The sequence below is a fragment of the Novilysobacter longmucuonensis genome, from assembly GCF_046600735.1.
GTDB lineage: Bacteria > Pseudomonadota > Gammaproteobacteria > Xanthomonadales > Xanthomonadaceae > Novilysobacter_A > Novilysobacter_A longmucuonensis.
Map to the genome: position 1 here is coordinate 100671 of NZ_JBJMAW010000003.1, position 12084 is coordinate 112754.

Here is a 12084-nt window from a genome sequence, read left to right on the forward strand (position 1 = left end):
CGCGAACCGGAACCGGATGCGACGCCGCCATTCCGCTGACGCGGGGTTTCATCGCGGGTGGCCGAGCGGGTCCGGCGCGTGGGAAGCAGGGACGCGGCGCAGCCGTGGAGGGCAACGGCGAACCGATTTTGGATCGCGGCTGAAGCCGCTCCTACACGGTCGCATCCGGTCGGCTTGCGGTGATCGGCTGCCGGCAAACCTTGCTCAGCGGTGTCCGTTGCGTTCGTGGGCCTGGCCGGTGGACAGGATCCAGCCGGCCATCTCGTGGCTGAGCGTGCCGAGTGCCTGCTCGAACGCCTCCACCACCTCCGGTACCGCAGTGCTCGCGGCCGGTTGTGCCTGCAGGAAGGTGCGCGTGGCGATCACCTGCTGGTCCTGGGCGTGCAGCAGCTTGGCGTTGACCTCGATGGTCGCCGCCGGGATTGCGGGCTGACTCGCGGACTGACTCGCGCCGTCCCGCACGTAGTCCGACTCGAACCGGCGCAGGTCGAGCACCAGCTTGTAGTCGGCGCTGACCCCGCTGCCCTGGCGGGCGACGGCCGGGATCCGTCCCGAGTCCTCCAGCGTGCGCAGCAGTGCGTCCTCGAGCATGTCGCTGGGGCGCTTGGCCCAGCCGCCGCTCTTGTAGACCTGCAGCTCGTTGGGCGCCGGGCGCACCGCGATGCGCAGGCTGTCGATCATGCGCGCCGCGGTGGGGTTGCTCACCGACAGCTGCCAGGACACCTCGGGCCACGCCGGGTCGGCCGGCACGCGCGGATCGGGCATGTACAGGCGGGCGTCCTCGCGCTCGCCGCCGCCGACGACCGTGCAGCCGGCCAGCATCAGCAGTGCGATGGCGGCCAGGCAGGCGCGCGCGGCGGGGCGCAAAGGCAAAGTCGGTGTGGTCATTCGGGCTCGAACTCCTTCGGGGCATCGCGGCCGAGCAGGTAGCGCGCCGGGTTGCTGTCAAGGCGGTCGCTGATGCGGCGCAGGTCGCGCACCAGCAGGCGCAGCTCGCCCAGGGTCGGGCCGAGCTGGGCCAGGCCGTCGTTGGCGAAGCTGCTGATCGCCGCGCGGTTCTCGCTGAGGATGGCGTCGGCGCCACCGGCGGCCGAGTCCAGGTTGTTCAAGGTGCTGTCGAGCCGGGCCACCAGCGCCGGCAGCTTGTCGACCAGTTCGCGGTCCAGCCCCTCCATCGTGCGGTGGGTGGTGGCCAGCGTGGCCTGCAGTTGCTCGCTGGACTGGCGCGCGTTGACGATCAGCGCGCGCAGGTCCTCGTGCTGGTCGGCCACCGCGCCGGTCATCGCCTCGATGTTCTCCAGGGTGTTGGCGACGCGCTCGACGTTCTCCTCGCTGAGCACCCGGTCCAGGCGCGCGACCAGCCGGTTGGCGGTATCGGCGATGTTCTGCAGCGCCGAGGCCTCGGTCTCGATCACCGGGACGTCGCGGGTGTCGACCTCGTGCAGCGCCGGGCTGCCCGGGCTTCCGCCGGTGAGCTGGATGATCGGGCTGCCGGTGATGCCGGTCATCGACATCTTGGCGCGGGTGTCGGTCTTGATCGGCACGTCCTCCCGGACGCGCAGGCGCGCGAATACCTGGCTCGGATCGTCCGGCGCCAGCTGCAGCGACTCGATGGTGCCGATCGCGATGCCGTTGTACTGCACGGTGCTGCCTTCGGACAGCCCGGTCACCGGCTCGTTGAAGATCACCGCGTACTCGCGCCAGCTGCGCTCGGAGGAGTACTTGGCCGCCCACAGTGCGAACAGCAGCAGGAACAGCGACACGATGATCGTGAAGGCGCCGATGAGTACGTAGTTGGCCTTGGTTTCCATGGTCAGGGCCGGGGTTGTGGGATAGGGAATGGGGGCATCGGGAATAGAGGCATAGGGAATCGGAAATGGTTCACTGCGCTGCCTTCGGTCCGCGGCCCGTGCTCATCGTGGGGTATCGGGCGCAGGGTAGCGCACTGGTGCGCAGCGGGGCCGCCGGCAGGAGGGACTTCATCGGTTCAATATCCCCGGTTCCCGGCCCGCGACTTCCCGGCCCAGGGCTTCCTGCGCGGCGCGCGCGCGCGGGCCGTGGAAATATTCCTGCACCCACGGGTGATCGAGCCGCTCGACCTCGGCCAGCGGTGCGCAGGCGATCACCCTGCGATCGGCCAGCACCGCGATGCGGTCGCAGATGGCGTAAAGCGTGTCGAGGTCGTGGGTGATCAAGAACACCGTCAGCCCCAACGCCTGCTGCAAGGTCCGGATCAGCCGGTCGAACGCGGCCGCGCCGATCGGGTCCAGCCCGGCGGTCGGCTCATCGAGGAACAGCAGCGGCGGATCCAGCGCAAGCGCGCGCGCAAGCCCCGCGCGCTTGCGCATGCCGCCCGAGAGCTGTGCCGGCAGCTTGTCCAGCGCGTCCGCCGGCAGGCCGGCGAGCTTGACCTTCAGCAGCGCCAGCTCGTAGCGCAGCGAATCGGGCAGGCCGCGGTGGTATTCCTTGAGCGGCACTTGCACGTTCTCGCCGACGCTCAGCGACGAGAACAGCGCGCCGTCCTGGAACAACACGCCGGTGCGGCGCTCGATCTCGCGGTGCTGCATCGCATCCTCGCTGCGCGCGTCGATGCCGAGCACCTCGATCTCGCCCGCGTCGGGCGTGCGCAGCCCCAGGATCGAGCGCATCAACACCGATTTGCCGCTGCCCGAGCCGCCGACCACGCCGATGATCTCGCCCGGCATCACGTCCAGGTCGAGCTCGTCGTGCACGAGCTGCTCGCCGAAGCGGTTGACCAGGCCGCGCACGCGGATGATCGGGTCGCGGTCGTGCATGGCGGTCTCGGGGGGCGCCGCGTGGCTCATGGGGTGACGCTGCTCCGGGAGCAGTGAGCCGGCGGCTGCGCCGCCTGTATGAGATAAGAAGTCAGTAAGAGCAAAAGCCGGACTCCGGATGATTGATTTTCACTTGCCAGCGGCCGCAGGCCGCACCTCACCCACCTTACAGCGGCCCACGGCCGCGGCTCACCCACCTCACAGCGGCCACCGGCCGCGATTCACTCGCACTCACCAGCCCATTTCCATGAACCAGATTGCCGCGAACGCATCGAGCACGATCACCAGCGAGATCGACTGCACCACGCTGGACGTGGTGCGCTCGCCGACCGACTGCGCGGTGCCCTTGACCTGCAGGCCTTCCAGGCAGCCGATCAGGCTGATCACCAGCGCGAACACCGGGGCCTTGACCATTCCGACCAGGAAGTGCCGCAGCTCCATCGTGTCCTGCATGCGCGCCAGGTACTGCTGCGGCGGAATGTCCAGGCCGTAGGCGCCGACCGTGAGCCCGCCGAGCAGGCCGGCGATCATCGCCACGAAGGTCAGCAGCGGCAGCATCACCAGCAAGGCCAGCACGCGCGGGATCACCAGCAGGTCGATCGGATCCATGCCCAGGGTGCGGATCGCATCGACCTCCTCGCGGCTGACCATCGCGCCGATCTGCGCGGTGAACGCGCTGGCGGTGCGCCCGGCCAGCAGGATCGCGGTCAGCAGCACGCCGAACTCGCGCAGGAACGCGATGCTGACCAGCTCGACCACGAAGATCACCGCGCCGAAATCGCGCAGGATGGTCGAGCCGAGGAACGCGATCACCGCGCCGACCAGATAGCACAGCAGCGCGACCAGCGGCACCGCATCCAGGCCGACCTGCTCCATCTGGTGCACGGTGGCGGTCGGGCGGAACCGGCCAGGCTGCCGGACCATGCGCAGCAGCTTGACCAGCACCTCGCCGAAGAACGCCAGCAGCGCCAGCAGCTCCTTCCAGTTCTCCTCGACCGCGTAGCCGAGCCGGGCCAGCGCCGCATGCACGCCGTACTCGTGCTTCTGCGGGGGGCGCTCGTCGGCGACGTCGTCGATCGCCGCGACCAGGGCGCGGTGGTTTTCATCGAACACGAAGCCGTCGAAATCGAGCTTGCGTCGTTTGGCGAACCGCACCAGTTGCAATACGCCGAGCGAATCGAGTCGCTCGACCCCGCGCGCGTCGATGACGGTGGCCGAACGCGGCGCCTCCGCCAGTGCGCGGCTGATCGCGTGGGCGAACTTCAACGTCCAGCGGCCGGATAGCCGCAAGCGCGACGCGCCCTGGCCGTCGATCTCGATCTGCGGTGGCTGCGCGCTGGGCTCGGTCATAGGGCTCGGCCCGAGGATACAGGCTTGTCGCGGCAAGCGAGTGGCGGACTTGCACTGCTGCATGCTGCCGGCGACGCAGGCGCGTGCGATGCTTTCGGCCATGCACAGCCCGACGCCTTTGAGCGATGCCAGTTACGCCGCCCGCATCCACTTCGTGATCGAGCTGGCCGAGCGTCTGCACGCCTACGGCACCACCTCGCAACGGCTGGAGGGGGCGATCACATCCGTCGCGCAGAAACTGCGGCTGGAGTGCGAACCCTGGTCCAATCCGACCGGCCTGATCCTGACCTTCAGCGACCCGCTGCGCCCGCCCGGCGAGAGCGACACCACCCGCGTGATCCGGCTGCCGCCCGGCGAGAACGACCTGTACCGGCTGGGCGAGACCGACCGAATCGCCGAGGAGATGCTGGCCGGCAAGCTCAACATGGCAGAAGGGCACGCCGCGATGAGCGCGCTCGACGTGCCGCCGACCCGGCGCGCCAAGCTGATGCAGGTGCTGGGTTTCGGCCTGGCGGCGGCCGCGGTGGCGGGGGTGCTGCGGCTGCCGTGGCTGGACATCGGCGTGGCCGCGGTCAACGGGCTGCTCATCGGCGCCCTGGTGCTGCTGTCGGACTCGCGCCCGCGGCTCAAGGAGGGCGTGGATGCGATCGCGGCGATGGTCGCCGCCGGGGTCACCATCCTGATCGCCAGCCTCATCGCCCCGCTGAACCAGAACACCGTGATCATCGCCTCGCTGATCGTGCTGCTGCCCGGCCTGGCGCTGACCAACGCGATCAGCGAGCTGACCAGCCAGCACCTGGTCTCGGGCACCGCGCGCTTCGCCGGCGCGGTGACCACGGTGCTCAAGCTCGCCGTCGGCACCGTGATCGCGCTGTACATCGCCGATCTGGTCGGGTTGCAGCCGGCGGTACGGGCGCTGCGGCCGCAGCCGGACTGGGTCGAGTGGGTGGCCCTGCTGATGGCCTCGTTCGCGTTCGCGGTGCTGTTCCGTGGCCATCGCAGCGATTATCCGAAGGTGATGCTGGCCGCCGCCAGCGGCTACCTGATTGCGCGTTACGCCGGCCTGGCGCTGGGCTCGCCGGCCGGCATCTTCCTGGCCGCGCTGACCATCACCGCCGCCGGCAACGCCTACGCGCGCTGGTGCCACCGTCCCGGCGCGATCATCCGCGTGCCCGGCATCATCATGCTGGTGCCCGGCAGCGCGAGCCTGCGCGGGCTGCTGACGCTGATCCAGCAGCAGGACGTCGATGCCGGCCAGGACGCGATGCTGGCGGTACTCAATATCCTGCTGGCGCTGATTGCCGGCCTGCTGTTCGGCAATCTGCTGTTGCCGGCGCGGCGGAATCTCTAGGTTGAGCCCGGGCAGCGAACAGCCCCGTAGAGCCGTCCCGTAGAGCCGAGCTTGCTCGGCTGCTGTTGACGTCGCGGCGGGGCAGCGGAGCAAGCTCCGCTCTACCAAAGCCTCGCCCCGTGCGATGTTGCAGCGGCCAATCCAACAAAATAGAGAAGATCTGCTTTTCCTTCACGTAAAGAAAACAGATCCCTCGCTGCGCTCGGGACGGCAGTGGAATAGCATTTCCCGAGTCCCGAGTCCCGAGTCCCGAGTCCCGAGTCCCGAGTCCCGAGTCCCGAGTCCGCGGCGCCCAAAAAAAACGCCGGCACGAGGCCGGCGTCTTTCACAACAACATGCAACCGGTTACCGGTCGATCTTGAACTCTTCCAGCCCCCGGCCGGCCGAGGTATACGCCGCCAGCCAGCGCGGCTGCTTGCCGCGGCCGGTCCAGGTGTTATCCGGATTGGATGGATCGCGGTATTTCGGCGCGACCTTGCCCAGCGACTTGCGGGCTTTCCGGGGCGTACTGGAACTGCTGCGCGGCGTCGCCGCGGCGCCGCTGCCGAACAGCTCGGCGATGGTGTAACCCTCGTTCTTGGCCTGTGTGGTCAGCTTCTTGCGGACCACCGTCACCGGCTTGCGCTTGTTCAGCGTGGTCTTGCGCTTCTTGGCCTTGCTGATCAGCGTCTGCAGCTCTTTGGCTGACAGCGCATTGATGTCGATCGACATGGAAACCTCCGGAAATTGGATACGGGATACTCGGCCAGTCCATGGTTGCGGCGGATGATAATCGTCTGGCCGCATTTAGTAAATGCAGGCGAATATGTCCGGTCCCGGGGCTGGCGGACTGCCGCCGCCCTCGTTTTTTGTAGGCTGAGCTGACAAGCCCAGCGCCTTTACCCGCGATGCCGGGCTTGGCAGCCCAGCCTACGAGTTCGGTAGACGACGCAGGGGGGGCGACAGTTATTGGTCGTGATTCAACCTGCGGCCGTGATGCGGTCCAGCAGCGTTTCGCGGTCGAGGTTTTCGGCCTCGCTGGCACGGCGATGCCGGTATTCCAGCGTGCCTGCGGCAAGCCCGCGCTCGGACACCACGACCCGGTGCGGAATGCCGATCAGTTCGATGTCGGCGAACATCGCGCCGGGGCGCAGCCCGCGGTCGTCCAGCGTGGTATCGATACCGGCGGCATTGAGTTCCCTGTACAGGGCCTCGGCCGCCTCGGCGACCGCCACGTCCTTTTTCGGGTTTATCACGCATACCACCGCCTGCCACGGCGCGATGGCCTCGGGCCAGATGATGCCGGCGTCGTCGTGATTCTGCTCGATCGCCGCCGCGACAATCCGCGAGACACCGATGCCGTAGCAGCCCATGGTCGGCGTGGCGGCCTTGCCGGCCTCGTCGAGCACGCTGCAGCCCATTGCCTGCGCATATTTGCGGCCGAGCTGGAACACATGGCCAACTTCGATCCCGCGGGCGATGCCAAGGGTGCCGCGGCCGTCCGGCGAGGGGTCGCCGGCGACCACGTTGCGGATATCGGCCACCAGTGCCGGCTCGGGCAGATCGCGGCCCCAGTTCACCCCGGCCAGGTGTTGACCGGACTGATTGGCGCCGACCACGAAATCGGCCATCGCCGCGACGCTGCGGTCGGCGATCACGCGGATGGGCTTGCGCGCATCCACCGGGCCCAGGAAACCGGGGTCGGCACCAAGATAGTCGAGAATCTCGGCCTCGCTCGCGAGTCGGTAATCGGCCAGGCCCGGCAGCTTGGCCAGTTTGATCTCGTTGACGGCGTGGTCGCCGCGCACCAGCGCGAGTACGAACTGCGGATTGTTTTCCGGGTCCAGTCCGATCAGCGCGATCGACCGGACCGTGCGATCGAGCGCGATGCCCATCAGCGCGGCGACCGCCTCGCAAGTTTTCTGCGTCGGCGTGTCGATCCTGCGCATCGTCTCGGTGGCGGCGGCGCGTTCGCCGGGCGAGAGCGCTTCGGCGGCTTCCAGATTGGCCGCGTAGCCGGACGACCCGTCGCCATCTCCGATGCAGTACGCAATCGCGTCCTCGCCCGAGTCGGCCAGCACGTGGAACTCCTGCGAGGCGTCGCCGCCGATCGCGCCGCTGTCGGCCTGCACTGCGCGGAACTTCAGCCCGAGCCGGGTGAAGATGCGGCTGTAGGTCGCGTGCATGTGGCGGTATTCGCGATCCAGGTCCTCGTCGCTGAGGTGGAACGAGTAGGCGTCCTTCATCAGGAACTCGCGTGCGCGCATCACCCCGAAACGCGGGCGGATCTCGTCGCGGAACTTGGCCTGGATCTGGTAGAAGGTCACCGGCAGCTGTTTGTAGCTGGCCAGCTCGTTGCGCGCGAAATCGGTGATCACTTCCTCGTGGGTCGGGCCGACGCAGTAGTCCTGCTCCTTGCGGTCCTTGAGCTTGAGCAGCAGCGGGCCGAACGTGTCCAGGCGGCCGCTTTCGCGCCACAGCTCCAGCGGCTGCACCGAGGGCATCAGCAGTTCTATCGCGCCGGCGGCGTTCATTTCCTCGCGCACCGCCCGCTCGACCTTGCGCAGCACCCGCAGGCCCAGCGGTGACCAGGTGTACAGGCCGGAGGCGAGCTTGCGGATCATGCCCGCCTTGAGCATCAGCTTGTGGCTGATCACCTCGGCGTCGGCGGGGGTTTCCTTGCTGGTGTGGAGATGGAACTGCGACAGGCGCATCGGCGGATTTTCGGCACGGGGAGGCGGGCATTCTGGCATGCCGTGGCGCGGCCGCCGTGGCTTCGCACGCTGCGCCCGGCTGAGCGTCGCCCCTTGGGCGCCGTCGCGCCGATACCCCTTGGCCCCATGCCGTCAGCCTCAGGTGCGCCGACGGCGCCGACGGCGCCGTCGGCGCACCTCGCCCCAGTGCCCGTGGACCCGATGACGGTCAACGATGGCCGGATCGGCAAGGGGGGTGGCACCAAGCACTCCTCGGGGACTGTGCATGGAGGGAACGGATCGGGTTACCCGGTGGTGACCGGCTACTGCGAGCGGAGCGTGCCACGGGGCGATGACATCGAATCACGTGGCATTGACCCGATGCGTGTTCGCATCGCCGATAAGCCGCGCCGCACGAAGCGGCAACGGCAACACGGGAGGCCCGACCATGGCGGTTCGCCGGGGTGTGATCGGAATTTTGCTGGGCCTGGTCCTGCTGGTGATCGCCGGATCGGTCCTGATGGCGCTCGCCGCCAGGGGCGGCACGCCGACGCCCGCGGTGCCTCGACCGGACTCGCCGCAATCGCACGAGCCGGCGCCGGACCACGCTGTCGACGCCGAGGCCAATGGTCCGTCAGCGCACGCACCAAACGCGCCTGCCGGCGGGTAGCAGTGGATGCGTACGGCGCGTTTGCGGCGGCCGTGATGATGCCCCGCCGCGCGCCGCCGGTGCAGCGCGACCCAATGACGGTCCGGCAACCCGTGGCTGTTATGCCTGCGGCTGTGCCTTGCTATCGCGGGCGGTGCAGGCGGCCGCGATCGCGGCCTCGGCGAGGCGGGTCTGCGCCGCACGCTGTTCGGCGTCCATGGTCGAATCGGGCCTGCCGTCCTCATCGGTATCGAACCCCACCGGCCCGTCGCTGCGCAACTGCGCAAGCCGCTTGCGGGCGTCGCTGCACTGCGCGCCCTCGACCGACTCGGCCGCCGCTGATGCACCGGCGCTGGTGATCGTGCGGTTCTGGTAGGCGCCCTCGGGCGGCGGTGAATCGGAGTAGTGGGTGACTCCGTTGGCGTCCTTCCACTGGTAGATATCCTCGGCGGAGACCGGCGCGGCGGCCAGTGCGGCCAGCGCCAACGCGGCACCGAACCACGGCGACGGGCGGAGGGTGGGTCGAGCGGTCGCGCTGGACATGGGATGCTCCGTCGGGGCGCCGGTAGTGGGCGGGGGCTTGGGCGGATGGTCGGTCGGGTGAGCCGATTGCAGCACCGCGCCGGCCCGCAGGCAAGCGCTACACTCGCGCCATGGAATCCACGCCTCCCAGCCGGCCGCGCGGCCGCGGCATCTACCTGCTGCCCAATCTGTTCACCACCGGCGGCCTGTTCGCCGGTTTCTACGCGATCATCGCCGCCGCGCAAGGGCGCTTCGACGTCGCCTGCATCGCGGTGTTCATCGCCGCGATCCTGGACGGGCTCGATGGCCGGGTGGCGCGGCTGACCAACACCCAGAGCGAGTTCGGCGTGCAGTACGACTCGCTGGCCGACCTGATCAGCTTCGGGCTGGCGCCGGCGCTGGTGATGTACCACTGGGCGCTGTCGGCGATGCGGCTGGACGGAGCCACCCTGGGCAAGATCGGCTGGATCGCGGCGTTCCTGTACGCGGCCTGCGCGGCGCTGCGGCTGGCGCGGTTCAATTCGCAGGTCCACCAGGTCGACAAGCGCTGGTTCATCGGCTTGGCCAGCCCGGCCGCCGCGGGGCTGGTCGCCAGCTTCGTGTGGACCTGCCACGCGTTCGGCTACAGCGGTGCGCAGCTGCGCTACGGGGCGCTCGCGGTGACGGTGGCCGCGGCGTTGCTGATGGTCAGCCGGCTGCGCTATTTCAGCTTCAAGGGCGGGCCGCGCAACGACCGCGTGCCGTTCCTGGCGATCGTGGCTGTGCTGGTGGTGCTGATCGCGATCGCGATCGACCCGCCGACGGTGCTGCTGGCGATCACTGCCACCTACGCGCTGTGCGGACCCGCCTACTGGCTGTACCGCAAGATCCGCCGGGGGCCGCCGGAGGTCGCGCCATGAGCCTGTTGTGGAGTGCCCAGCAACGTGAGTGGTTGCAGGCGCTGGGCCATCCGGTGCTGGTGCTGGCCGGTGACGACCACAGCGTACCGCCGCAGGTGCCGGAGCCCGTCCAGCAGCAGCCGGAATCGCCGCCGCAGCCGCCGCCGTCACCTCGGCCGCCACGCAGGGTCGCGCCGGTGGTGGAGGCGCCCGCGGTCGCGGCCGCGCCGACGCCAAGCGCACCGGCGGCGGCCGACCGGCGCCTGCATCGCGCCCTGCTGCGCGCGACCGGCCAGCGCACCACGCGCGCCGCCGAACAGGCGCTCGCCGGGCTCGATGTCGACCTTGCCGCACTGCGCGGCGACCCCGCCGCCAAGCGCGCGCTGTGGCCGCGGCTGCGCGCGCTGCACGGCTCGCGACGCCCATGAGCGCGTTGGCGGCCGATGCAGCCGCCGGTCCGGTCGCGCTGCGGCCGATGCGCGAGGCCGACCTCGAGGCGATCCTGGCGATCGAGCTGCGGGCCTACCCGTTTCCGTGGACCCTGGGCATCTTCCGCGACTGCCTGCGCGCCGATTACCCCTCGTGGGTATTGCACCAGGATGGCCGCATCGTGGGCTACTTCCTGATGAGCCTGGCCGCCGGCGAGGCCCACCTGCTCAACCTCTGCGTCGCGCCCGAAGTGCAGGGCCGCGGTTACGGCCGCAAGCTGCTGCACGCGATGCTGCACCTCGCCCGCGGCCGCGGCGCCGAGCGGGTATTCCTGGAGGTGCGCCCGTCCAATGCCGGCGCGATCGCGCTGTATTTCAACGAAGGTTTCAACGAGATCGGCCGCCGCCCGCGCTACTACCCGGCCCCGGACGGGCGTGAGGATGCCCTGGTCATGGCGATCGAGCTGCTTCCACCCGTGTAGGAGCGGCTGTAAGAGGCTGTAGGAGCGGCTTTAGCCGCGAGCTTTCCGCTCAGGCCTCCCGGGTGTGGGTGGCGGGTTGCACCGCGATCGGGAGGCCAAACCGGCCGACGGTTCTGGTTCGCGGCTGAAGCCGCTCCTACAGGGGAAGGGGCCATGGCTCTGTAGGAGCGGCGTGAGCCGCGAGCTTTCCGGTCAGGTCGCCGGTGCGGCAGGCGTCTGCGGTCGGAGCAGAAAGTCGGTGTAGGCGAAGCGTTCGTCGCGCAGCACGTGCTCGCCGCGGTCGAGCTGGAGCGGCCGGGCGAACATAGGCCCGTCGGCCACGCAGGTATGGAATTCGCCGTTCTCGCCACAGGGGTCGCATGCCCTGGGCAGTGCCTCCAGCAGAGCCGCGTTGAACGCGCGGCCACTGAACTCGCCATCCAGCTGCTGGGTATCGACACAGCACAGCGATGCGCGCAGCCCGCCGGCGATCATCTCGCGCGCCAGCGCCGCGGTATCGCTGCCGAACAGCGGAAACAGCGGCCGCCAGCCGAGCCGCGCGCACAACGCCTCGCGCCAGGTCTTGATGTCGGCCAGCAACAGATCGCCATAGGCGATGTGCGACAACCCCGGCCAGTGCTCGCCGGCCTGCTGCAACGCGGCGGCGAACGAAGCCTCGTAGGTGGCGTTGTCGGCGCGCTGCGGGATCCACGCCTCGATCACCGGCAGGCCGGTGGCCGAGGCCTGCGCATGCAGCACCTCGCGGCGGATGCCCTGCATCGAGACGCGGTCGAAGCCTTCGGTCAGCGTGGTCAGCAGGCCGACCACTCGCACGTCGTCGCGCTGGCGCAGCGTGTGCAGCGTCCATGCGGCGTCCTTGCCGCCGCTCCAGGACAGGAGGATCTGCTTCATGAGGTCGCCCCAAAAACGACCATTGTAGGAGCGGCTTCAGCCGCGATCGGGCGATCAATGCACCGC

General features: G+C 69.2%; 13 protein-coding genes. 5 read left to right on the forward strand and 8 right to left on the reverse strand.

Going from position 1 to position 12084, the window contains the following annotated elements:
• Nucleotides 1–204 precede the first annotated feature (204 nt).
• The 4 genes from ACJQWM_RS04490 to ACJQWM_RS04505 all read right to left on the reverse strand — a co-directional run bounded on the left by ACJQWM_RS04490 (nucleotide 205) and on the right by ACJQWM_RS04505 (nucleotide 4145).
• Nucleotides 205–888 carry an ABC-type transport auxiliary lipoprotein family protein gene (locus ACJQWM_RS04490; RefSeq protein WP_332704095.1) on the reverse strand — a complete coding sequence of 228 codons (684 nt, stop codon included), beginning with the start codon at nucleotides 886–888 and terminating at the stop codon, nucleotides 205–207.
• Nucleotides 885–1811 carry an MlaD family protein gene (locus ACJQWM_RS04495; RefSeq protein ID WP_332704097.1) on the reverse strand — a complete coding sequence of 309 codons (927 nt, stop codon included), beginning with the start codon at nucleotides 1809–1811 and terminating at the stop codon, nucleotides 885–887. Before ACJQWM_RS04495 ends, ACJQWM_RS04490 begins: the two co-directional genes overlap by 4 nt.
• A gap of 168 nt (nucleotides 1812–1979) precedes the next feature.
• Nucleotides 1980–2825: an ABC transporter ATP-binding protein gene (locus tag ACJQWM_RS04500; RefSeq protein WP_332704099.1), complete on the reverse strand. Its 846-nt coding sequence runs from the start codon at nucleotides 2823–2825 to the stop codon at nucleotides 1980–1982.
• A 201-nt stretch (nucleotides 2826–3026) separates the two neighbouring features.
• Entirely contained in the window at nucleotides 3027–4145 is a 1119-nt protein-coding gene (locus ACJQWM_RS04505) for an ABC transporter permease (RefSeq protein ID WP_332704101.1), read from the reverse strand.
• Between the two features lie 100 nt (nucleotides 4146–4245).
• Here ACJQWM_RS04505 and ACJQWM_RS04510 point away from each other — a divergent pair, with 100 nt between their 5' ends.
• Entirely contained in the window at nucleotides 4246–5496 is a 1251-nt protein-coding gene (locus ACJQWM_RS04510) for a threonine/serine exporter family protein (protein WP_332704115.1), read from the forward strand.
• Nucleotides 5497–5841: 345 nt separating this feature from the next.
• Here ACJQWM_RS04510 and ACJQWM_RS04515 read toward each other — a convergent pair whose 3' ends face one another.
• Entirely contained in the window at nucleotides 5842–6207 is a 366-nt protein-coding gene (locus ACJQWM_RS04515) for an H-NS histone family protein (RefSeq protein WP_332704103.1), read from the reverse strand.
• Between the two features lie 248 nt (nucleotides 6208–6455).
• Nucleotides 6456–8189: a proline--tRNA ligase gene (locus ACJQWM_RS04520; RefSeq protein WP_411306689.1), complete on the reverse strand. Its 1734-nt coding sequence runs from the start codon at nucleotides 8187–8189 to the stop codon at nucleotides 6456–6458.
• Nucleotides 8190–8520: 331 nt separating this feature from the next.
• Here ACJQWM_RS04520 and ACJQWM_RS04525 point away from each other — a divergent pair, with 331 nt between their 5' ends.
• Nucleotides 8521–8838 carry a hypothetical protein gene (locus tag ACJQWM_RS04525; RefSeq protein WP_332704107.1) on the forward strand — a complete coding sequence of 106 codons (318 nt, stop codon included), beginning with the start codon at nucleotides 8521–8523 and terminating at the stop codon, nucleotides 8836–8838.
• Nucleotides 8839–8937: 99 nt separating this feature from the next.
• Here ACJQWM_RS04525 and ACJQWM_RS04530 read toward each other — a convergent pair whose 3' ends face one another.
• Nucleotides 8938–9360 carry a DUF4124 domain-containing protein gene (locus tag ACJQWM_RS04530; RefSeq protein ID WP_332704109.1) on the reverse strand — a complete coding sequence of 141 codons (423 nt, stop codon included), beginning with the start codon at nucleotides 9358–9360 and terminating at the stop codon, nucleotides 8938–8940.
• Nucleotides 9361–9470: 110 nt separating this feature from the next.
• Between ACJQWM_RS04530 and pssA the strand changes: the two genes are divergently transcribed.
• Genes pssA through rimI form a run of 3 tightly spaced genes read left to right on the forward strand, consistent with a single transcriptional unit; the run spans nucleotide 9471 to nucleotide 11127 of the window.
• A complete protein-coding gene (gene pssA, locus ACJQWM_RS04535) occupies nucleotides 9471–10238 on the forward strand; it encodes a CDP-diacylglycerol--serine O-phosphatidyltransferase (RefSeq protein ID WP_332704111.1) in 768 nt (255 codons plus the stop codon).
• On the forward strand, nucleotides 10235–10645 hold the full coding sequence (locus tag ACJQWM_RS04540; RefSeq protein WP_411306690.1) for an alanine acetyltransferase: 411 nt from the start codon (nucleotides 10235–10237) through the stop codon (nucleotides 10643–10645). Before pssA ends, ACJQWM_RS04540 begins: the two co-directional genes overlap by 4 nt.
• Nucleotides 10642–11127: a ribosomal protein S18-alanine N-acetyltransferase gene (gene rimI, locus ACJQWM_RS04545; RefSeq protein WP_332704444.1), complete on the forward strand. Its 486-nt coding sequence runs from the start codon at nucleotides 10642–10644 to the stop codon at nucleotides 11125–11127. The genes ACJQWM_RS04540 and rimI overlap by 4 nt, the downstream gene beginning before the upstream one ends.
• 192 nt (nucleotides 11128–11319) lie before the next feature.
• Here the strand turns inward: rimI and ACJQWM_RS04550 are convergent, their stop codons facing one another.
• The gene (locus tag ACJQWM_RS04550; RefSeq protein ID WP_332704363.1) at nucleotides 11320–12018 is read right to left on the reverse strand and encodes a Dph6-related ATP pyrophosphatase; all 699 of its coding nucleotides are present in this window, start codon (nucleotides 12016–12018) and stop codon (nucleotides 11320–11322) included.
• Nucleotides 12019–12084: the final 66 nt, after the last annotated feature.

Coding starts and splice junctions, on each gene's coding strand:
- ACJQWM_RS04495 (WP_332704097.1), bottom strand. CDS start 1,811: ATGGAAACCAAGGCCAACTACGTACTCATCGGCGCCTTCACGATCATC.
- rimI (WP_332704444.1), top strand. CDS start 10,642: ATGAGCGCGTTGGCGGCCGATGCAGCCGCCGGTCCGGTCGCGCTGCGG.
- ACJQWM_RS04530 (WP_332704109.1), bottom strand. CDS start 9,360: ATGTCCAGCGCGACCGCTCGACCCACCCTCCGCCCGTCGCCGTGGTTC.
- ACJQWM_RS04540 (WP_411306690.1), top strand. CDS start 10,235: ATGAGCCTGTTGTGGAGTGCCCAGCAACGTGAGTGGTTGCAGGCGCTG.
- ACJQWM_RS04515 (WP_332704103.1), bottom strand. CDS start 6,207: ATGTCGATCGACATCAATGCGCTGTCAGCCAAAGAGCTGCAGACGCTG.
- ACJQWM_RS04525 (WP_332704107.1), top strand. CDS start 8,521: ATGACATCGAATCACGTGGCATTGACCCGATGCGTGTTCGCATCGCCG.
- ACJQWM_RS04550 (WP_332704363.1), bottom strand. CDS start 12,018: ATGAAGCAGATCCTCCTGTCCTGGAGCGGCGGCAAGGACGCCGCATGG.
- ACJQWM_RS04520 (WP_411306689.1), bottom strand. CDS start 8,189: ATGCGCCTGTCGCAGTTCCATCTCCACACCAGCAAGGAAACCCCCGCC.
- ACJQWM_RS04490 (WP_332704095.1), bottom strand. CDS start 888: ATGACCACACCGACTTTGCCTTTGCGCCCCGCCGCGCGCGCCTGCCTG.
- ACJQWM_RS04500 (WP_332704099.1), bottom strand. CDS start 2,825: ATGAGCCACGCGGCGCCCCCCGAGACCGCCATGCACGACCGCGACCCG.
- pssA (WP_332704111.1), top strand. CDS start 9,471: ATGGAATCCACGCCTCCCAGCCGGCCGCGCGGCCGCGGCATCTACCTG.
- ACJQWM_RS04510 (WP_332704115.1), top strand. CDS start 4,246: ATGCACAGCCCGACGCCTTTGAGCGATGCCAGTTACGCCGCCCGCATC.
- ACJQWM_RS04505 (WP_332704101.1), bottom strand. CDS start 4,145: ATGACCGAGCCCAGCGCGCAGCCACCGCAGATCGAGATCGACGGCCAG.